The following is a 19052-nucleotide window of genomic DNA, read 5'->3' as shown; positions in this document are numbered from 1 at the left end:
GCCTGTCATACCGCCTTCGCGGGCAAGCCTCGCTCCTACAAGGGGACGGTGCCTGGAACAGACACAGACACAAGAAAAAGACCGTGACGACATGTCAGAACCGACCTTACTGAACAACGAAATTCGCGACTGGCTGATGGACTGCGGCCTGTTCGATCAACTGTTGCCGGCAGACTTCGTGGCGGCTTCAGGTTACTTCAGCATCAGCACTATTGCCGAAGGCGAAGAGATTTTCCATGAGGGCGATGCCGGCAGTTTCATGTGCATCATCCACACCGGCCAGGTCGCGGTGCAGAAGACCAACAGCGACGGGCAACGGGTAACCATGGCTACCTTGCGCAGCGGTCGGGCGTTCGGCGAAATGGCCGTGCTCGACGGTGAACGGCGTTCAGCCAGTTGTGTGGCCGCGAGCAATTGCCAGTTGCTCAACCTGGGCAAGGACTCTCTGGAAAAGATGCTCAACGATGCGCCGAAAATCGCCGCCAAGATCATCCGCGCCCTCGCCGTCTCCCTCTCCAAACGCTTACGCATGGCTGATGGCCAACTGCTCTCGCAGCAGATTTAGACACTAACCGCCCGGCGTTTTGATTTTCGTCGTGCTCGGTTCAAGCCCCGGCAAGGTCTGGCCCTTGGGTGGATTGGGCATTTCGATCGGCGGCAACAGCGGTGGCCCGCCACTGCCGGAGCCGGCCTTGGGCACGCTGGTCGGGGTGATCTGCGGATACGGCGTCGGAGTGGCGGTGCCGGGTGAACCGGGCATCGGCGCGGGGCTGGTGGGGATGGTTTGCAGCTCTTGGGCCTGCACTGCAGTTATCGAGAGCGCGGCCAAGGCAATGACCGTTAGAATGGTGCGCTTCATCAATGGCTCCGTTGGCCTTGTGGTCTTTTTGCAGGCTACTCCCAACTGCGCGTGTTTGCCTTCCTCCATCTGTCAATTTCTCCTCAAGAGAGCCCCATGAAACGTTTCGTTCTGCTCGACACCACCCCTATTCCTGAAAACGGCGGTGCCCTGTGCCTGTTCGAATACGGCGAGGACTTCGTCATCAAGATTCAGGGCGGCGATGGCGGGCAGTTGATGAACACCCGCATGCACGGCTCCGAAGATGCCCTGGCCGAAATCCCCTGCCGCAAGGTCGCCGGCCGGCCGAATTCGCGGGTATTGATCGGTGGCCTGGGCATGGGCTTCACCCTCGCCTCGGCGCTCAAGCATTTGGGCAAAACGGCTGAAGTGGTGGTCGCTGAATTGGTACCCGGCGTGGTGGAGTGGAATCGCGGGCCGCTGGGCGAGAAAGCCGGCAATCCGCTGCTCGACCCACGCACCGTGATCCGGATGGAAGACGTGGCTAAGGTGCTGCAAGCCGAGCCGCAAGGTTTCGATGCGATCATGCTCGACGTCGACAACGGCCCCGAAGGCCTGACCCAGAAGGCCAACAGCTGGCTCTACTCCGCCGGTGGCCTGAGCGCCTGCGCCAAGGCCCTGCGGCCAAAAGGCGTGCTGGCGGTGTGGTCGGCCAGCGCCGACCGGCAGTTTTCCGACAAGCTGAAAAAAGCCGGTTTCAAGGCCGAGGAAGTGCAAGTCTTCGCCCATGGCAACAAGGGCACCCGCCACACCATCTGGATTGCCGAAAAGCTCAAGGGCTGAGCTAAACTCACGTCATACCGTCATTAGTCTTTTACAAAGGTGAACCCATGAGTTCGTCCACCCCGACCAATACTTCGAAACTGGACCGCATCCTTGCCGACAACCAGCGCGACAAGGAAATGGGTTACCGCGACAAAGCCCTGAAAATGTATCCGCACGTGTGCGGCCGTTGCGCCCGTGAGTTCTCCGGTAAGCGCCTGAGTGAACTGACCGTGCACCACCGCGACCACAACCACGACAACAACCCTCAGGATGGCTCGAACTGGGAGCTGTTGTGCCTGTATTGCCACGACAACGAACACTCGCGTTATACCGATCAGCAGTATTTCGACGAAGGCTCGCTGAGTACGCCGAAGATTGCCAAGGCGACGCACAACCCGTTTGCGGCGTTGGCGGGGTTGATGAAGAAAGAAGACTGAAGCTCTTCAGCGCCTGCACCGGCCCCATCGCGGGCAAGCCCGCTCCCACAGTGATTGGCGGTGAGCACAGATGTTGTGTACACCGCGGCCCCTGTGGGAGCGGGCTTGCCCGCGATAGCATTTGTCCGGGCACCACCAATCTCAAACTGAACACCCCTCCCCCAATCCCCGTATAATCGCCGTTTTTTCCCCGAAGGCACCCCGCTCGTGGCAGACAAACGGTACAGCTGCATTGGTTTGTATAACCCCAAATCACCGGAGAACGTCGGTTCGGTGATGCGCGCCGCCGGCTGCTATGGCGTGGCGTCGGTGTTTTACACCGGCAAGCGTTATGAACGCGCCGCCGATTTCGTCACCGACACCAAGAGGGTCCACTACGACATTCCGCTGATCGGCATCGACGACCTGAAAAAAATCCTGCCTCTGGGCTGTGTCCCGGTCGCCGTTGAACTGGTCGACGGTGCCCGCTCGCTGCCGGAATACACGCACCCGGATCGCGCCCTCTATATCTTCGGCCCCGAAGACGGCTCGCTGGATAAAGAAATCCGCGACTGGTGCGAAGACGTGGTCTACATCCCGACCACCGGCTGCATGAACCTGGCGGCCACCGTCAATGTTGTGCTGTACGACCGCATGGCCAAGGGCAACAACACCCGCTCGGGTCCGAAATTCCGCTGAATTGCTACATATTCGATGGAACAAGCCGCTCGCCCAGGCAGTCAGCTAAATATCTATTGCTGAAGCAATCCTTCCCTGCCTGGAGACAGATCATGCGCGAGTTCAACCCTGTAGAACGTATCGAAACCACCCCGTTCCAGAGCCCTTCCGAACAGAACGTTCATGGTTGGGAACGCGCCGGCTCCCTGGCGGGTGGCGTGGTCATGCTGAGCAAGGGCCTGCGACGCGGCGGCGTGTTCGGATTGATTGAAATAGCCATCGGTGGCATGGCCCTGGCCCGGGGAATCACTGGGCATTGCTCGGCGAAAAGACTGTTGGAAAAGAACCGTCAGGACATGGAAAACGCACGCGCGCGAATCGAGCGCGCCGGGGATGAGCTGAGCCGCATGAAAGCCAATGCCGAAGCGGCGACCAGCACGGCGACCGTGACGGGTAATGATTCGTTGAACTCGCCGAAGGCTGGGGTTTAACCCTTTTAGATCAAAAGATCGCAGCCTTCGGCAGCTCCTACATTGGGATGGTGTACCACCTGTAGGAGCTGCCGAAGGCTGCGATCCTTTGATTTCTTATTGCAACAACCCGGTATCAAGCACCTTGGAAGACTCGCCAATTACGCTTTCCGCGAGCTGAACGAATGCCCTGGTATCCACACTTTCCAAATGCATCGCCCCACGCAGCACATCATCGAGCGAACGCTTGTTGCGGGTTTTCAGGCGAATCTCGCGATCCAGTTCCTGTAGCAACACCACTGCTTTGGCCACCTGCGCCGGGTTGATCTGCTCACCGCGCAACGTGCTGACCTTCTGGCTGTCCTTGACCAACTTGCTGTGTAGGCTTTCATACCGCTCATCACTCATGCCGCCTGCGCGGCGCACCAGTTCGATGGCGTAATACTCGGCAAACCCTTCGCTGATCCAGTCGCTACGCTGGCTGTCATTGACACGCCCGAACACTTGAGCCAATTCACGCACCAAGGCACTGCTGCCGCTTTCGCTGACCAGCGGCAGACGCGCGTTCAGGTAAATCGATTCATGCGCGGCCGAGTTGCCGCGCCACATTGGGTCGTTGGCGCCGACAATCAGCAACTTGCTGGGATGACGCGGAAAAACTGCCTGCACTTGCGGCCAGACAAAAGTCAGCAGCGTCAGCACATCCATGCGGCGCATGCCCTGCCCCTGCGGCGAGGCCACGGTGACTTCGGTTTCCCCCAGTCGCGTGCGACGGCTGCCGAGGTGGCCAGCGAGCATCCAGCCAGTGGGACGGTCGAACAGGCGCGAGACGTTATCGATCCGGAATTTGTTCTTGCCGATCCGCGGCCAGGCGGTTTCGACGCTTTTCCAACCGGTGGGTAATTCGAATTCAAGGCGTGAAACCAGTTCGATGCCGTCCTGCTGATCGAGTTTGGCCGCAGGCACCAAGTCATCGCCACGCATCAGCGCCCAGTTCGGCGTCATGCGGGTGTCGAAGCGGCCGCTCTTGCGCCCATGGCTGATGCGCACGCGGTAGGTCAGGCTGGCCTTGTCGGCGGTTGGACGCCAAACTCCACGAGCCTGTTTACCCGGTGTGAGCTGCCATTGGCCATCGGCCTTGAAATCACTGTAATGACTGCCATCACCCAAGTCGAAATCCAGACTGCGCACCGCCGAACCTTGGGCCAGGGTCAGGCGCACTTCGGCCTGATCGCTTTGCGGCAACAGGCGCACGTGATAATCCAGATCGACTTTCTTCGCCGCCCACACAGGCAAACTCAGGGCCAAAAGTCCAAAGGCTAACGCCTGGCGCACTCCCACAGCCATACACACTCCTAGCGGCCCCAAATTCTTGTAATCGCTGCCGATTTTTTTTGAGTGCTACGCACTCAAGCGCGAGCAAGCTCCCTCGCCACAAAGCAATGGGAGTCAACCCGCGCGAAAAATCAGATGGTCTTCCCAATCGTCTTCGGCCACGCTGCCCTCGGCGAGCATGCGCCCGGACTGGGAAATGCGTTCGTGATGCACCGCCTCGCGATCACCGCACACCAGGTGATGCCAGAGCGGCAAATCCTTGCCTTCGCTGACCAATCGATAACCGCAGGTCGGCGGCAGCCATTTGAACTCATCGGCCTTGCCCGGCGTGAGCTGGATGCAATCGGGCACAAAGTCGCGGCGGTTGGGGTAATCAGTGCACTGACAGGTTTTGAGGTCCAGCAGTTTGCAGGCGATACGCGTGTAGTAGACGGAGTTATCGTCTTCGTCCTCGAGCTTTTGCAGGCAGCACAGGCCACAGCCGTCGCACAGCGATTCCCATTCCTCTTGATCGAGTTGATCGAGGGTTTTGCGTATCCAGAACGGTTCGACTTTGGCGGCCATGGCTCAAGCATCAACATCAGGTGGTGAAAAGGCCGCCAGTCTAGTGCCAAGGCACCGGCGGGCCAAGCATTGGCGACTGCCGGTAGAACGAGCTTGTCAGTTATCACGCCGCCAAGTAGGGTTTTGCGTCGCCCCTCACTTTCAAACGTAGCAAGGAATCTCTTGATGAGTGCTAACCCACGCGTTGCCGACTACGCCATTCACCCTCAGTTCACCGATCGCTGGTCGCCCCGTGCCTTCACCGGCGAAACCATTGCCGAAGAAACACTGCTGAGCTTCTTCGAAGCCGCACGCTGGGCACCATCGGCGTACAACTCGCAGCCTTGGCGGTTTCTCTATGCGCGTCGCGACACGCCGAACTGGGAGCGTTATCTGGGCCTGTTGAACGAGTTCAACCGCAGCTGGGCGCAGCACGCTTCGGCGCTGGTGATCGTGATTTCGAAAACCACTTTTGCGATACCTGGCGCCACCGAAGAAACACCGGCGCAATCCCACACTTTCGACACCGGTTCGGCCTGGGGCCACCTGGCGCTGCAAGCGAGCATCAGTGGCTGGCACACTCACGGCATGGCTGGTTTCGATCAGGAACTGACCCGCAAAGAGCTGAATATTCCTGAGGGCTATGCGCTGCACGCGGCGGTGGCGATCGGCAAGCTGGGCGACAAGGCGACGCTGGCCGACTACCTGCAAGCTCGCGAAGAGCCAAGCCCGCGTCGCCCGCTGAGCGAGTTGGCGGCGGAAGGTGATTTCACCCTCTAAAAGCAAAAGATCGCAGCCTTCGGCTGCTCCTACAGGTGTTCACAAAACCCTGGAGCTGCCGAAGGCTGCGATCTTTTCAGCTGCGCCTCAATACCCGCGCGAGAAATCCACTTCCCCACGCAACGCTTCGCCCGCCTGATACGCCCGCAGGTTTTCGACGAACAACTTCACCATCATCGGTGGCGAAGTCGGTGCCGAACTGTGGCCGGTCAGCAACAGGCCCCACGCGGTCCAGAACGGATGGCGTTGCGGCAACGGCTCCTGACGGCAGACGTCGATCACGGCCCCAGCCAGATGCCCTTCCTTCAAGGCTTCCACCAGATCCGCATCGACCACCGCGACGCCGCGCCCGACGTTGATGAACAACCCGGTCGGCTTAAACTGTTTGAACAGTGCGGCGTCGTACAGGTCATGAGTATTCGGGGTGTTCGGCAGCAGATTGATCACGTAATCCACTTCGCCAACCAGTCGCGGCAAATCACTCAGCGCACCGACTTCGATAAACGGCGCCTGCTCCCGGGCGGTGCTGGCGATGCCATACAACTCGACGCCAAACGGCAGCAGAAACTGTGCCACCGCCTGACCGATGTCGCCGGTGCCAACGATCAACACCTTGCGTCCGGCCAGGCTTTGACCCTGGCGATTGTCCCATTTGCGCTCGACCTGGCTGACCAGCCGCGGCAGTACTTCGCGCTCGTGGCCGAGCATGTAAGTCAGTACGTATTCGGCCATGACCTGACCGAAAATCCCCACCGCCCGGGTCAGACGATAGTGCCGAGGCAAACCGTCGGCCAGCAACGGCGTGATACCCGCCCAGGTCGATTGCAGCCATTGTGGTTCGTGGCCCTGACGCAACAGCGTCGCCAGCAGGTCCGGCTGACCGAGCCAGACCTGGCACTCGGCGGCCTGACGGGCCAGTTCGGCGGAGTCGCCGCTGGTCAGTACTTCCAGATCAGGCGCTGCCTGACGCAACAGTTGGGCATACACAGGGTGGTCGTGTTCAGCAATCAGAACGCGCATGGTTCAAACCTTTCAAAAACAGTGCAGACGGCCGCCGACGGAGTATCACTCCATCGCCCTGGCCATCGCCAAAATCATTCCAGTGTTTCATAAAGGCTCTGAACAGAGCCTGTCTGCCGATTACATCGGGTCGTTGCGGCGCAGCAATTCTTCCGGCAGATGCTCGATGTATTCGTCTTCGGCCGGCGGCATTTGCAGGTGATAGCCCTGCTTCTCGAGGTTTTCCAGCACGACGACGATGTCTTCACTGGCCAGTTTGCGCTCGGGCGACAGCACCAGATTGAAGGAATGTTTCGGCTTGCCGAAGGCCAGCATCAGCGCTTCCGGCACACGTTCAAGCGCATCGCTTTTGAGCACATAAAGGTACATGCCGCTGCGCTTGGAGCTTTGGTAGATGGAGCAAATACGTTTCAAGGCTGTTCTCCGGCGGTGGCCAGGCTGTCGAGCAGCGCTTGGCCCATCAATTCGCGGCGCCAGCCACGCAGCGAATCAGGCAATTGGTAAGGACCATTGGGGAAGCCGCTCTTGAGCAGCGCTTCCAGGGTTTTCTTGCGCAGCATCAGTTCTGGCGCGATGTTCAGCCGCTCGGCTTCGGCCTGGCCGATGGCGCGCAGCTGTTTGACCAGCGCGGCGGCGTCCACCGGCAACGGCTCCGGCACTGCTGGCGGCCATTGATCAGGCGACACACTGCCAGAGCGCTTGATCAGATCAAGCAGAAATTCGCCGTCCTGACGCACGGTACGCGGGTGCATGTCTTCGATTTTCGCCAGCGCGCCAAGGTTGTCCGGTTGCGTGCGCGCCAATGGCCACAGGGAATGTTCACGGACGATGCGGTTGCGCGGCAGATCACGGGCACGGGCCTCCGTTTCACGCCAGGCGCAAAGTTCACGCAACACGGCAAGTTGGGCGCGGGACAGCTTCCAGGCGAGTTTGGCGTCGCGATAGACCTCATACGGGTCGACCTCGCGACGCAGATTGGCCACCAGCTCGGCACCGTCTTCCAGGACCCAGGCGTATTTGTCGTCCGAAAGCTTCGGACGCAGCTGTACGAAAACTTCCGCCAGGTGCAAGGCATCTTCGGCGGCGTAGCTGATCTGAGTGTCGGACAGTGGACGTTGCAGCCAGTCGGAACGGGTTTCGCCCTTGGGCAGGTCGATGCCGAGCACTTCCTGCACCAGCCGCGAATAGCCCATGGAAAAACCGAGGTTCAGGTAAGCGGCGGCCAGTTGGGTGTCGAACAGCGGCGCCGGCAAGCTGCCGGTCAGGCGCAGTAATACTTCGAGGTCTTCGCTGCACGCATGCACGACCTTGACCACGGCCGGATTTTCCAGCAACGCGGCCAACGGCTGCCAATTGTCGATGGTCAGTGGGTCAATCAGGTAAGCGCGTACGCCATCGCCGATCTGCAGCAGGCCTGCGATCGGGTAAAAGGTGTCGACCCGCATGAATTCGGTGTCGAGGGCAACGAATGGCAACTGCTGCCACTCGGCGCAAAACTGACCGAGGCTATCGTTGTCGCGAATCCAGAGAATATCGATGGCCACACGGCTCTCCCTTGAAGAATGGCGCGCAGTATATATCGCCCCCGGCGATTTCCGCGCATCCACTGAACAAGAGCTTTAGCGAAAATACCTGCTGGACCGCAAGAATAGTCTGACAGAAGGGAGACTAGCCTCCCTTACGCAGCACGTAGACGCGCATCCGCGCACAACCCGGCAGGAAGTCCTGATGGCTGAGCAAGTGGAAACCCGCTTGCCTGAACTCGGCCTCAAGCTCGGCCTTGCTCGCCTGTGGCCGGGCCTGTGCGCCTTCCACAGCCGATCGGTGCAGCTTGAAATGCGCATCAGCCCGCACCGCCACGATCACCGTGTCGCGACTGACCCGATGGAACTCGCCCAGCATGGCCAACCGATGCTCAGGACTGGCGATGTGTTGAAACAGTTGCATGCAAAAAATGCAATCAACCGCGTTCGCCGACAAACCGATGGTGAAGGCTGAACTCTGAAAGGTCTTGATCCGCTCCAGCAGGTGCTGCGGATGGTGGGTGCGGGCGTGATCGAGCATGTCCTGAGACGGATCGGTCGCAAGAATCACCCGATTCGCATGCTCGGCCAGTATCGACCAGAAGCGCCCGACACCGCAGGCTACATCAAGAATCAATCCCGGCTCGCCAGCGACCTGAAGCGCGTTACGCACCAGTTGCTCGTTGCGCCAGAACGTCAAACGCCCCGCCAGGCCACGCGGTCGCGACTGCAGGCAGACGCGGGCGTGTTCCTGATCGTAGCGCCGGGCGAACTCAAGTTCGATGGCGGATGGGGGCAACGCGGACATGTGCAATGGCTCTTGTTGGAATATCGACTGGCGGCAGGTTAACCACTGGCGCGTGAAAAAAAGGTCGACGAGCTCATTCTTTGGCCAGCACACCGTCAATCACCGCGCCGCGGCATCCGGCAAACATGTCCAGCCCCGGGTCGTAGACCTTGCTGTTGACCTCCAGCAGGCCAAGCATGGAATGGAACAGGTTGTCCTGGCTCAAGGGCTTTTCGCGACTCAGTTGCAGGCAATGGGTGTCCACAGAGAACGATTTTTGATAGCTGTCGGAGAACCACGCCAGCATCGCGACATGCTTCTGTTGTTCCGGCGCCAGCATGTAAGGCGTGCCATGAAGGAACAGGTTGTATTCGCCCAGCGATTCGCCGTGGTCCGACAGATAGAGCATGGCGGTATCGACTTTGTCCTGATTACTGCGCAACAGATCGATCAGGGTCGACAGCACATGGTCGGTGTACACCAACGTGTTGTCGTAGCCATTGACGATACTTTCACGGCTGCAATTGTTCAGCGCATTGCTTTCACACACCGGGGTGAAGTGTTCGTACTCTTTCGGGTAGCGCTTGAAATATTCCGGCCCGTGACTGCCCATTTGGTGCAGTACCAGCACGGTGTCTTTATCCAGCGTGTCGATGAAGTGCTGCAAACCTTGCAGGAGAATTTCATCGCGGCACTCGCTATTGGCACACAACACCGGGTCTTTCAGGTTACTCACGTCGTCGACAGTGACTCGATCGCAAGTACCTTTGCAGCCTGACTGGTTATCCCGCCAGATCACCTCGAGACCGGCGTGTTTGAGCACGTCCAGCAGTCCTTCCTCGTTCTTTGCCTTGCTGGCGTTGTAATCCTTGCGACCCATGTTGGAGAACATGCAGGGCACCGACACCGCCGTTTCCGTGCCGCAAGAATGCACATCGGTGAAGGCAATCAGGCCGGCTTCCTTATCCAGTTGGGGGGTGGTGTCGCGGTCATAACCCAGGATGCCGAAGTTCTCGGCCCGGGCACTTTCGCCCACCACCAGTACCGTCAGGGATTTACGGCCGTGGGTCTGCCAGATCGGGTTTTTCTCGGCATCTTCACCGAGTTTGATAAAGGGCTGCCGGGCAGAAACCACTTGCTCGCGCAGATAGCCGAGCGAGGCACCGATGTAGTTGCTTGGCACCACCATCAGGCGCAATTCATGGTGGTTGCGAAACAACGACGACAAGCCTTGATAGTTGACCAGGGCGACACCGCCGATCACCGCCACCGATGCGACACTCACCAGCACTTTACTTAACAACTCACGGTGCCAACGACGGTAATTAACCGGCGTATTCCACAACAACCACGACGGTAAAATTCCGAGAAATATAATATAAACAAACAACTTCACGGACAGTAAGTCACGTACTTCCGTGGCATTGGTTTCTGCGAAGTTACGAAACATACCGGCGTCGATCAACACACCGTATTGGCTCATGAAATAGGCCACGCCGGCACTGACCAAAAAGATCAGCGTCAACACGGGTTTCATCACAGGCCGGAATGCCAGCAACGTCAGCACAATGTTGAAGACCGCCAGGATCATCACCCCGAACGCGACACGCATGGTGATGCCTGGACCGTCTGCCGCGGTGATATCGAAGAGGTGTTGCCAGAGAACTGAATTGAACCCTGCCAATAAAAAGACGCTGGCAATCACCGTCACCCACTCGGGGCGCACCGCTTTGAACTTCAACATGATGATTGGCTGTTCCTGAAAGAAGTGTCCGCGACAAATGTGAAAAATTCATTTACCGCGACAACACAAATCTTAAGCAGCCAACCATCAATTTTTCGTGAAAAATAAGCCAACGATTAGTTGGCTCATGGCATTAGGCCCAAACTTTCAACAGTGGAAACTCGTTTCAAGCCTGATGCAAATACCAGCGCCAGTCCTGCTCACCAACTTCGCCCATGAACTGCCGGTATTCGGCACGTTTTACCGCCAGATACACGCCAAGAAACTCACTACCGAAAGCCTCCCGCGCCCAGTTCGATGCCTCCAGCGCTCGCAACGTGGTCAACCAGTCGGTCGGCAACAATTCAGTGGCCTGGGCGTACCCGTTACCCTCCACCGGAGCGCCCGGGTCAAGCTGCTCACGAATGCCGCGATGAATCCCGGCCAGGATCGCCGCAGCCGCCAGGTACGGGTTGGCGTCGGCACCGCAGATGCGGTGCTCGATATGCCGGGAGAATGCCGGCCCGCCCGGCACTCGCAAACTCACGGTGCGGTTGTCCACGCCCCAGGTGGCCGCCAGTGGTGCGTAGCTGTTGGTCTGGAAACGACGGTACGAGTTGGCGTTCGGACAGAACAGCAGCAATGAATCGAGCAGCGTACTGAGCATGCCACCGACCGCTTGTTTAAGCAGCGGCGTGCCGTCCGGGGCTTCGCTGGCGAACAGGTTATTGCCGTCCTTGTCCGCCAGGCTGACGTGCATGTGCATGCCGGTGCCGGCCAGATCATCGAAAGGCTTGGCCATGAAACAGGCCGCCATCCCATGCTTGTGGGCCACGCCCTTGACCAGCCGTTTGTAGCGCACCGCTTCGTCCATCGCCTGCAAAGCATCGGTGCGGTGTTCGAGGGTGATTTCCACCTGCCCCGGCGCATATTCGGAAATCGCCGTGCGCGCCGGAATGCCCTGCAGCTTGCAGGCGCTGTAGAGGTCTGCCAGAAACGGTTCGATTTGCTCCAGCTCCCGCAAGCCGTAAACCTGCGTGGTGCGTGGCCGCCCGCCATCGACATCCCGCGCCGGCTGCGGCCGACCGTTGCCGTCGCGCTGCTGATCCAGCAAATAGAACTCCAGTTCCGCCGCCATCACCGGGTAATAACCGTCAGCCTGCAAGCCTTCGATGACCTTGGCCAGCAAGTGCCGTGGATCGGCGATGGTCGCGGGCATGCCTTCTTTTGGATGCATGCTGACCTGCACCGCCGCCGTGGGAATCAATCGCCACGGCATACGCTGCAAACTGCCGCTGATCGGGTAGGCCCGACAATCGATATCACCGACGTCCCAGACCAGCCCGGAATTTTCCACGTCATCGCCATTGATGGTCAGTCCCAGAATGGTACTCGGCAGCGGCCGCCCGCTCTCGTACACCGCCAGCAGTTCATCGCGATGCAGCAGCTTGCCCCGTGGCACACCGTTGTTGTCGAGGATGAACAGCTCGAACATCTCGATATCCGGATTGTGTTCCAGGAAGGACAGGGCTTCTTCTTTCGTGGCGAAGGATGTCGTGGCACAGCTCATGGGAATTCTCGTCTATCCGCGTCAGGCAAACGCACAGGCGCCGCCGGTTTGATCCCGACGCACAGCGCGGGACCTGTCAGAACAATCAACGGGACATGCAGGAATCCGGCGGGCGGGCGTGGCGGCAGTGCCACAGTGCCCAGAAGGTCAGTTCAGAAGGGAGTGCAGACAAACTCAATGCGCAGGCAGGTCTATATAGACGACATGGATGAAAGCTTGAAGTGGCCCCAGGCGTCCTCTCGTGTTTGATTCCGATTAGCCAAGCGTCCATGGAAAAAACCGCAGTAAACAGATCAAAGCAGCGTCACACGGGCAGATAAGCCGTTAAATCCAGACTTGATGAACCTTGGTTGCAGACTGGCTAAACAATCCCCCCAAGTCACTAAACCTAATTTCTCGATAGTGCCAGTGACTTTTCAGTTTGCCCCGACAGGCTTGGAGCTGCCTAATCGAAGCCTTGTATATTTGGGGTTCCCTTATGGAAAACGTTCGCACTTCAAGCTCCTATGCCGGATGGCTGATGGTCAGCGTGGTATTGGTGGCACTGAACCTGAGGCCTTCGATGGCCGCTGTCGGACCGTTGTTGTCGGCCATTCGCGCAGATGTTCCATTAAGTTTCAGTACCGCCTCGCTGCTGACCATGCTGCCCGTCATGGCGATGGGCCTGGCGATGTTCCTGGGAATGCGCATCGCGCAACGCGTCGGCGAACATCGCACCATCATCGTGTCGTTGCTGATCATCGGTGTGGCCACGGTCTCCCGGTTGTACCTGGACAGCACGCTTGAGCTGATCCTCAGCGCGGTATTGGCCGGACTGGGGATCGCCCTTATTCAAGCGGTGATGCCGGCGCTGATCAAGTCACGCTTCAGCGACAACGTTTCGCTGTTCATGGGTTTGTATGTCACCTCGATCATGGGCGGAGCGGCGATTGCGGCATCGTTCTCGCCTTTTGTCCTGGCGCAGACCGGTAGTTGGCGGATGGGCCTGGCAATCTGGGCTCTCCTGACGCTGGTGGCCCTGGCCTTCTGGTTTGCCCAGCGCTCGGCAATCGCGCCATTGCCGGCGGCGCCGATGGGGCGCCAGGAGTCCTTCGTCGGTAACTCACGGGCCTGGTTGCTGGCAATTTTCTTCGGCTTGGGCACGGCCTCCTACACCTGTGTGCTGGCTTGGCTTGCTCCGTATTACGTGGAAAAGGGCTGGAGCGAACAAAATGCAGGTTTATTGCTGGGATTTCTGACAGCCATGGAAGTCGTGTCCGGGTTGATCACACCCGCGATTGCCAACCGCAGCCAGGACAAACGTGTGGTGCTGGTCGTTCTGCTGGCCTTGATCATGGCCGGCTTCTGCGGCCTGATCCTCAGTCCGGAACGCTTTAGCCTGCTATGGCCGTGCCTGCTGGGTCTGGGTATTGGCGGTCTGTTCCCGATGAGCCTGATCGTGTCCCTTGATCACTTGTATAACCCGCGCCGTGCCGGCGGCCTGACGGCCTTTGTACAAGGCATCGGTTACCTGATCGCGGGACTCTCACCGCTGATTGCCGGGATGATTCGTGACCAATTGGGTAGCTTCGAATGGGCTTGGTGGTCACTCACGGCAGTTATGGCAGTGATGATCGTGATGGTGCTGCGCTTCAATCCCAAGCAGTACGCGCAGCATATCCAATAGTCTGTTTGTCGTAGGAGCCAGCGGTGCGGCGATCCGACTTGCCGGCGAAGGCGCTCTGAAGGACGCCTTCGCCGGCAAGCCTGGCTCCTACCATGTCCGGTTTACCGATCAAACCCAGGGGAAGGAACGCATGAAACAAGTCGGTTTTGCAGAAGCTCACTGGGGGATGTTGATCTGGGCGATGCTGATCGCCTCCTCGTTCTTTGCGGCGGCAGAGGTTGGTCAATCGATAGACCCGATCCTGTTGACCGGGCTGCGCTTGTTGTTTTCAGCCTTGATATTCTTGCCGCTGCTGTTATTGAAAAACACTTCACCGATCTCGGCCAAAGGCTTGCTGGCCCATGCGGTTCTTGGGCTGCTGCTGGCGACGTATTTTGGTTCGTTGTTTGAAGCGCTGCGTTATACGACGGCGGTCAATACCGCAACGCTGTATACCCTGGTGCCGCTGATGACTTTGTTCTTTGAAGTATTCCTGCTGCCGAGCCCGAGCCTGAAAACCCGCTTGTTGCCGATGTCGATTGCAGCGATCGGTGCCCTGCTGCTGATCCTCAAAGGGGCGGCTCCAGGCGAGTTGCCGGCGCTGTACCCGGTACTGGTCTTCGGCGTCGGCTGCCTGGCGATGGCGCTTTATTCGCCTTTGAGCCAGCGATTCAAGGCCAAGACTTTAAAGGGACGTGACCCGGTGGCGATGACCTTCTGGAACATGCTCTTCGGCTCACTGTTTCTGTTTGTGTTCTGTCTGTTTAACGGCGGTTGGCGCAGCGGCGCGCAGTTGTCGGCGAGCGATATGTTCTGGCTGGTGTACCTGGCGCTGTTTGGCACCCTCGCGACATTCTGGCTGCTGCATCGGGCAATCGGGGTGATTTCACCATCAACGGTGATTTCCTACGTCTACCTGAACACGCTGTTTGTCACATTGTTTCACTGGGTGTGGCTCAGAGAGCAACCGGCGCTGATAGAAGTCACCGGTGCGGTACTGGTGGGTGTCGGTATGCTGGCCCTGGTGATCACCAGCCGCAACGCCAAAACCGTTACGGCTTGAGATCCGTTAAAGAGCGACTGTGGTCAATGGTGCCACCGGGCTCCAGCGCTCCAGTTCGCGTTCAAGGAAATTGGCCACGGCCAGCAGCCGTTCTTCCTGCCAATGCGGACCCACTATCTGAATGCCGATCGGCATCCCGCTGACCGGATCATGCCCGGCGCGAATGACCACCGCCGGTGAACCGGAGAGGCTGAACGGAAACACAAAGGCATAGCGCTCACGATCCTGCAAAGATTCGCCATGAGCGAACGCCACGTCGGGGAATACCGGACAAATGAACAGATCGTGCTGATTGAAGAACTTCGCCAGGTGATAGCGAAACGTATCGATCTGAATCCAGTCGCGCTTCATTTCATCCACGCTCAATTCGACCTCTTCGCTCAAGCGAATCAACTCTGTGGTGGCAGGCGTATAGGTCTGTTTGTCCATGGACTGGAACAGACGCTTCCAGCCACGCCCGGCATCCGCGCCCGTGATGAAAACCCGCCATAGCACATCGCAGGCCTCGTCGAGCATCTGCGGAGCCGTCGGTGTCACTTGCGCCACCACACTGCTCAGGCAACTCTCGACCCGTTGCAGGACTTGCTTCACCGCCGGGCTCACCCGGGTTCTGGTGGACTCCCAAGACAGTGCGACACGCAATTGGGCCAGCGGCTGGCTGTCGGCGAACGGCACATCGACGGTGTCCGGGTCGTGACCGTCAGCGCCGCTGATCAGTTGCCCGAGTAACGCCAGATCATCGACATAACGCCCCATCACGCCAAACGCCGACGTCAGATGAAACAGCCCGGAGCGATCATTGGGAAACTGGCCGGTCAACGGCACACGCCCCTGGGTCAGTTTCATGCCGCAGATACCGTTGAAATGCGCCGGAATCCGTACACTGCCGCAAGCATCCGAGGCCAGCCCGGCCGGCGAGCAACCGGCCGCGATGGCCGCCGCTTCACCGCCACTGCTGCCACCGGCGGAGCGCTGCCCGTCATAAGGATTTAGCGTGCGGCCATACAGCAGGTTGTCGGTTTCAAACGCCATGCACAGCTCGGGAACATTGGTGATCCCAAGGATGATCGCTCCCGCCTGGCGAAGCCGGGCAACGACCGTGGCATCCTCCTGACTGGCTTCGCCAAGCAATTCTTCCAGGCCTCGCGACATCCGGAAGCCACGCACATGGCAGACGTCCTTGATGGTCATGGGGATCCCGTGTAAAGGGCCACGAATCTGTCCAATGCGGGCCATTTCATCGGCCTCCCGGGCCTGTCGACGCAGTTCGTCGACAGACTCCAGTTGAATCAGGGCATTGATCTGCGGATTGCGTTCAGCAATACGCTGCAGGTAGAACTCCAGCAAGTCGACGCTGGTCAGCACACCGCGGCGCAACAGACCGGCCATTTCGCGCAAGGTCAAAGTATCGGGATTGAACATACTCAGGGCTTCCCTTTGTTGCGCAGTAGTTTGTTGGGGATGTGGTACATGTTTCTGACCACCAGAGAAAACGCCTTGACCGCCAGCTTCGGACGCCGGGCAATCGCCTCGAGGGCTTCCTCGGTCATCGTCAGGACATGCCGAAGCGCTTCGGGCGTGATGTTCAGCGGCGGGTAAAACCGCAAAACCGGGTGCTCGGCCTTTTCATTCATGGAATGCCCGGCATGCACTCCACGCTTGCCCAACTCCATGCTCATCAGCGCTTCGTAGACCGAACCACGCAAGCGCAAGCCGGTCATCAGACCGACACCGGGCACCCCCTCGACAATCTGCGGATAACGCTGAGCCAGCCGTTGCAGGCCATGGCGCAGCAAACCGCCATTGATCCGTGATTGCTCGACCAGATTGTGCTGCTCGATGTAATCGATAGCGGCCAGCGCCGAGGCACACGCCACCGGATGCCCGCCATTGGTTCGCTGGTCCGGCTCGATTTCGCTCAGCGGGTATTGCGTGGCCAGTCGCTGGCTGTACATCGCACAGGCAAACGAGGTGTAGCCGCCCGTCAGGCCTTTGGAGAGGATCATGATGTCCGGCACGATGTCGTCGTACTGCACGGCGAACCACTTGCCACAGCGACCGAAACCGGTCTGGATTTCGTCGGCCACCAACAAGGTTTCGGTGGCATCGCACAGGGCGCGGATATTCGCCATATAACCTACGGGCGGAACCTGTAAGTGGGCGCCCCCCAGAATCGGCTCGACATACACCGCACGCACACCCTCGCCAACCGCTCTCTGCAAGGCAGCGAAATCACCGTACGGCACATAAGTCACTTCCGAGGCCTCGGTGCCGTAGCTGCGATGGTGTTGTTTCTGCCCCAGAATGCTCATCGCCGCCAGCGTCTTGCCGTGGTAGGAATCGTTCATTACCACGATTCCGCGCCGGTGCTGCTGCACCTTGAGCACATAACGCATGCTCTGTTCGATGGCTTCGGCACCCGAGACCATGAACTGCACATCCCCCCAATCACCCGGCACCAGATTCCGAAGGCGCTCGGACAGTGCGCCTTGCAGCGGGTGCACCCGCCCCTCTGGAACCCAAGCCATCTGGTTCAACTGGGTCTGCACTTGCTCACGCACCATCGGATTGCGATGGCCGACGATGAACACCCCATAGCTGCATGCGCAGTCGATAAAGCGCTTGCCGGCATGGTCGGTGACATAGATGCCATCGGCCTCCTTTTCGACGCTGGTTTTACCCAGGCGATAGAGCTTTGCCGCCGAGGCACTCCAATGCCGCTGGCAATCATCCAGCAGTTGTTCATGCGATAGGGTTAAGGACATGGCTTAAAGTCTCCTTGAGGATCCGGGATGCGCGCTGGATGTGTTCGGCTCGTGCGGTGATCGGGCAACGCAGAATCAACTCGCGGCCACGGGGTGCACTGACATAGACGCCACGCTGATAAAGCTCCTCGCACAATTCGGCGGGTTTGAGGTCGGCTGGCAGCTGCAGGCTGACCCAGGCACCGCAGGCGACAGCACCGAATGAGGCGAGCGCTTGCGCCAGAATCTGGCCGTTATCGAGGCACTGCCTGGGCAAGTCGTGTGCCTGCACGTAATCCAGTGCCGCCATGGCGGCCACACAGGCCATCGGATTGCCGGCCGTGGTGCTGCCATGTTTCGCCGGGCTGCTGCGACCGTAGACTTGATAGGCCATCTGTTCGCTGCAGGTATAGGTGCCGATAGGAATCGCACTGCCGCCCAGTGGTCCGCCCAACACCACAATGTCCGGAGTGTTGCGATAACGCTGGAAACCGAACAGCGTGCCCAGGCTCCCCAGACAACTTTGCACATCGACCGCGATGACCGGCGCCGACACCTTGGCCGCCGCGGCATACAAGTGATCGAGTAGCACCTGCTCTATCAGGCGCAAGCGACCGTCTTCACCCATCACGGTGCTGGTGTGGCAAACAGCGAAGCAATCGTTCCAGTCCACCTTGTCCAGCTCACGGACATGACGGATCGCCACCAGTTCGAAGCCCAGGAAACGCTGCATTTCCAGATAGTTTTGCGGTGCGCTGAGGCAACGTCCATAACTCAGCGAGCCATAGTCGCCGCCCTGGACAACGACAATGGTGTTGCCCTTGGGCTTGAGGCCTTTGCACAGTTTCAAGGCGCCTTCGAATGCTTCATCGCCGGAGCTGCACACATAAGAGTTCACCAGCGGTTGCGGTAGCAACTCGGCCAAGCGGCGGCACAAAGCGATCAGTGGGTCGGACATCAGCACCCGATTGGACAGGCCCATATTCTGCGCCTGAAGGCTGACCGCCTCGATCACCTCAGGCACCTGAAAGCCAAACCCGCCGGCCAGATCGACGATCTGGCGACCATCGCCGTCGATATACGTCTCGTACTGGCCAGAAATGATCTGTTGGTTATTGGTCTTCATAAATA

General features: G+C 59.1%; 20 protein-coding genes. 8 read left to right on the top strand and 12 right to left on the bottom strand.

Annotation, left to right across the window (positions count from 1 at the left end; all coding sequences use genetic code 11):
• Positions 1-91 precede the first annotated feature (91 nt).
• A complete protein-coding gene (locus F6R97_RS23415; RefSeq protein WP_038979360.1) occupies positions 92-565 on the top strand; it encodes a cyclic nucleotide-binding domain-containing protein in 474 nt (157 codons plus the stop codon).
• 3 nt (positions 566-568) lie between these two features.
• On the opposite strand, the gene F6R97_RS23410 is transcribed toward F6R97_RS23415, so the two are convergent.
• Complete coding sequence (locus F6R97_RS23410; RefSeq protein ID WP_048394080.1) at positions 569-859, bottom strand: hypothetical protein; 291 nt, start codon at positions 857-859, stop codon at positions 569-571.
• Positions 860-955: 96 nt separating this feature from the next.
• On the opposite strand from F6R97_RS23410, the gene F6R97_RS23405 reads away from it, so the two are divergent.
• From F6R97_RS23405 to F6R97_RS23390, 4 genes are all read left to right on the top strand, one after another.
• A complete protein-coding gene (locus F6R97_RS23405; RefSeq protein WP_007898703.1) occupies positions 956-1642 on the top strand; it encodes a spermidine synthase in 687 nt (228 codons plus the stop codon).
• A 47-nt stretch (positions 1643-1689) separates the two neighbouring features.
• The gene (locus F6R97_RS23400; protein WP_007898702.1) at positions 1690-2061 is read left to right on the top strand and encodes a YajD family HNH nuclease; all 372 of its coding nucleotides are present in this window, start codon (positions 1690-1692) and stop codon (positions 2059-2061) included.
• Positions 2062-2268: 207 nt separating this feature from the next.
• Complete coding sequence (locus tag F6R97_RS23395; RefSeq protein ID WP_032830521.1) at positions 2269-2739, top strand: RNA methyltransferase; 471 nt, start codon at positions 2269-2271, stop codon at positions 2737-2739.
• Between the two features lie 92 nt (positions 2740-2831).
• Positions 2832-3209: a DUF2892 domain-containing protein gene (locus tag F6R97_RS23390; RefSeq protein ID WP_038979357.1), complete on the top strand. Its 378-nt coding sequence runs from the start codon at positions 2832-2834 to the stop codon at positions 3207-3209.
• A 96-nt stretch (positions 3210-3305) separates the two neighbouring features.
• Here F6R97_RS23390 and F6R97_RS23385 read toward each other — a convergent pair whose 3' ends face one another.
• Together F6R97_RS23385 and F6R97_RS23380 are read right to left on the bottom strand one after the other, a co-directional pair.
• Positions 3306-4535 carry a hypothetical protein gene (locus F6R97_RS23385; protein ID WP_315867153.1) on the bottom strand — a complete coding sequence of 410 codons (1230 nt, stop codon included), beginning with the start codon at positions 4533-4535 and terminating at the stop codon, positions 3306-3308.
• A gap of 102 nt (positions 4536-4637) precedes the next feature.
• Positions 4638-5087, bottom strand: coding sequence for a YcgN family cysteine cluster protein (locus tag F6R97_RS23380; protein WP_038979355.1), 450 nt, complete (start codon positions 5085-5087; stop codon positions 4638-4640).
• Between the two features lie 165 nt (positions 5088-5252).
• On the opposite strand from F6R97_RS23380, the gene F6R97_RS23375 reads away from it, so the two are divergent.
• The gene (locus F6R97_RS23375) at positions 5253-5846 is read left to right on the top strand and encodes a nitroreductase family protein (protein WP_038979354.1); all 594 of its coding nucleotides are present in this window, start codon (positions 5253-5255) and stop codon (positions 5844-5846) included.
• A gap of 87 nt (positions 5847-5933) precedes the next feature.
• On the opposite strand, the gene F6R97_RS23370 is transcribed toward F6R97_RS23375, so the two are convergent.
• The 6 genes from F6R97_RS23370 to F6R97_RS23345 all read right to left on the bottom strand — a co-directional run bounded on the left by F6R97_RS23370 (position 5934) and on the right by F6R97_RS23345 (position 12469).
• Entirely contained in the window at positions 5934-6866 is a 933-nt protein-coding gene (locus F6R97_RS23370) for a D-2-hydroxyacid dehydrogenase (protein ID WP_038979353.1), read from the bottom strand.
• Positions 6867-6986: 120 nt separating this feature from the next.
• A complete protein-coding gene (locus F6R97_RS23365) occupies positions 6987-7280 on the bottom strand; it encodes a YcgL domain-containing protein (protein ID WP_038979352.1) in 294 nt (97 codons plus the stop codon).
• Positions 7277-8410: a ribonuclease D gene (gene rnd / locus F6R97_RS23360; protein ID WP_038979351.1), complete on the bottom strand. Its 1134-nt coding sequence runs from the start codon at positions 8408-8410 to the stop codon at positions 7277-7279. Before rnd ends, F6R97_RS23365 begins: the two co-directional genes overlap by 4 nt.
• Positions 8411-8534: 124 nt before the next feature.
• A complete protein-coding gene (locus F6R97_RS23355; RefSeq protein WP_315867152.1) occupies positions 8535-9197 on the bottom strand; it encodes a class I SAM-dependent methyltransferase in 663 nt (220 codons plus the stop codon).
• Between the two features lie 73 nt (positions 9198-9270).
• Positions 9271-10920 carry a phosphoethanolamine--lipid A transferase gene (locus tag F6R97_RS23350; RefSeq protein WP_315867151.1) on the bottom strand — a complete coding sequence of 550 codons (1650 nt, stop codon included), beginning with the start codon at positions 10918-10920 and terminating at the stop codon, positions 9271-9273.
• Positions 10921-11086: 166 nt separating this feature from the next.
• A complete protein-coding gene (locus tag F6R97_RS23345; RefSeq protein WP_038979349.1) occupies positions 11087-12469 on the bottom strand; it encodes a glutamine synthetase family protein in 1383 nt (460 codons plus the stop codon).
• A gap of 478 nt (positions 12470-12947) precedes the next feature.
• On the opposite strand from F6R97_RS23345, the gene F6R97_RS23340 reads away from it, so the two are divergent.
• Both F6R97_RS23340 and F6R97_RS23335 read left to right on the top strand, forming a co-directional pair.
• Positions 12948-14135 (top strand): cyanate transporter, encoded by a 1188-nt coding sequence (locus F6R97_RS23340; RefSeq protein ID WP_315867150.1) that lies wholly within the window; start codon positions 12948-12950, stop codon positions 14133-14135.
• Between the two features lie 130 nt (positions 14136-14265).
• Positions 14266-15177 carry a DMT family transporter gene (locus tag F6R97_RS23335; RefSeq protein ID WP_038979347.1) on the top strand — a complete coding sequence of 304 codons (912 nt, stop codon included), beginning with the start codon at positions 14266-14268 and terminating at the stop codon, positions 15175-15177.
• Between the two features lie 6 nt (positions 15178-15183).
• Here the strand turns inward: F6R97_RS23335 and F6R97_RS23330 are convergent, their stop codons facing one another.
• The 3 genes from F6R97_RS23330 to F6R97_RS23320 are packed head-to-tail and all read right to left on the bottom strand — an operon-like array spanning position 15184 to position 19047.
• The gene (locus tag F6R97_RS23330) at positions 15184-16599 is read right to left on the bottom strand and encodes an amidase (protein WP_038979346.1); all 1416 of its coding nucleotides are present in this window, start codon (positions 16597-16599) and stop codon (positions 15184-15186) included.
• Between the two features lie 2 nt (positions 16600-16601).
• Positions 16602-17942, bottom strand: coding sequence for an aspartate aminotransferase family protein (locus F6R97_RS23325; protein WP_038979345.1), 1341 nt, complete (start codon positions 17940-17942; stop codon positions 16602-16604).
• Complete coding sequence (locus F6R97_RS23320) at positions 17920-19047, bottom strand: aminotransferase class III-fold pyridoxal phosphate-dependent enzyme (protein WP_038980225.1); 1128 nt, start codon at positions 19045-19047, stop codon at positions 17920-17922. The genes F6R97_RS23325 and F6R97_RS23320 overlap by 23 nt, the downstream gene beginning before the upstream one ends.
• Between the last annotated feature and the right edge of the window lie 5 nt (positions 19048-19052).

It is taken from the genome of Pseudomonas sp. JV414 (genome assembly GCF_032424305.1).
Classification (GTDB): domain Bacteria; phylum Pseudomonadota; class Gammaproteobacteria; order Pseudomonadales; family Pseudomonadaceae; genus Aquipseudomonas; species Aquipseudomonas lini.
Note: the sequence above shows the minus strand (reverse complement) of the source record. Positions and strands in the feature narration are given on the sequence as shown.

Excerpts from the sequence above, each read along its gene's own strand:
- F6R97_RS23415 (WP_038979360.1), top strand. The coding sequence starts at position 92 with ATGTCAGAACCGACCTTACTGAACAACGAAATTCGCGACTGGCTGATG.
- F6R97_RS23410 (WP_048394080.1), bottom strand. The coding sequence starts at position 859 with ATGAAGCGCACCATTCTAACGGTCATTGCCTTGGCCGCGCTCTCGATA.
- F6R97_RS23405 (WP_007898703.1), top strand. The coding sequence starts at position 956 with ATGAAACGTTTCGTTCTGCTCGACACCACCCCTATTCCTGAAAACGGC.
- F6R97_RS23400 (WP_007898702.1), top strand. The coding sequence starts at position 1,690 with ATGAGTTCGTCCACCCCGACCAATACTTCGAAACTGGACCGCATCCTT.
- F6R97_RS23390 (WP_038979357.1), top strand. The coding sequence starts at position 2,832 with ATGCGCGAGTTCAACCCTGTAGAACGTATCGAAACCACCCCGTTCCAG.
- F6R97_RS23385 (WP_315867153.1), bottom strand. The coding sequence starts at position 4,535 with ATGGCTGTGGGAGTGCGCCAGGCGTTAGCCTTTGGACTTTTGGCCCTG.
- F6R97_RS23380 (WP_038979355.1), bottom strand. The coding sequence starts at position 5,087 with ATGGCCGCCAAAGTCGAACCGTTCTGGATACGCAAAACCCTCGATCAA.
- F6R97_RS23375 (WP_038979354.1), top strand. The coding sequence starts at position 5,253 with ATGAGTGCTAACCCACGCGTTGCCGACTACGCCATTCACCCTCAGTTC.
- F6R97_RS23370 (WP_038979353.1), bottom strand. The coding sequence starts at position 6,866 with ATGCGCGTTCTGATTGCTGAACACGACCACCCTGTGTATGCCCAACTG.
- F6R97_RS23355 (WP_315867152.1), bottom strand. The coding sequence starts at position 9,197 with ATGTCCGCGTTGCCCCCATCCGCCATCGAACTTGAGTTCGCCCGGCGC.
- F6R97_RS23350 (WP_315867151.1), bottom strand. The coding sequence starts at position 10,920 with ATGTTGAAGTTCAAAGCGGTGCGCCCCGAGTGGGTGACGGTGATTGCC.
- F6R97_RS23345 (WP_038979349.1), bottom strand. The coding sequence starts at position 12,469 with ATGAGCTGTGCCACGACATCCTTCGCCACGAAAGAAGAAGCCCTGTCC.
- F6R97_RS23340 (WP_315867150.1), top strand. The coding sequence starts at position 12,948 with ATGGAAAACGTTCGCACTTCAAGCTCCTATGCCGGATGGCTGATGGTC.
- F6R97_RS23335 (WP_038979347.1), top strand. The coding sequence starts at position 14,266 with ATGAAACAAGTCGGTTTTGCAGAAGCTCACTGGGGGATGTTGATCTGG.
- F6R97_RS23330 (WP_038979346.1), bottom strand. The coding sequence starts at position 16,599 with ATGTTCAATCCCGATACTTTGACCTTGCGCGAAATGGCCGGTCTGTTG.
- F6R97_RS23325 (WP_038979345.1), bottom strand. The coding sequence starts at position 17,942 with ATGTCCTTAACCCTATCGCATGAACAACTGCTGGATGATTGCCAGCGG.
- F6R97_RS23320 (WP_038980225.1), bottom strand. The coding sequence starts at position 19,047 with ATGAAGACCAATAACCAACAGATCATTTCTGGCCAGTACGAGACGTAT.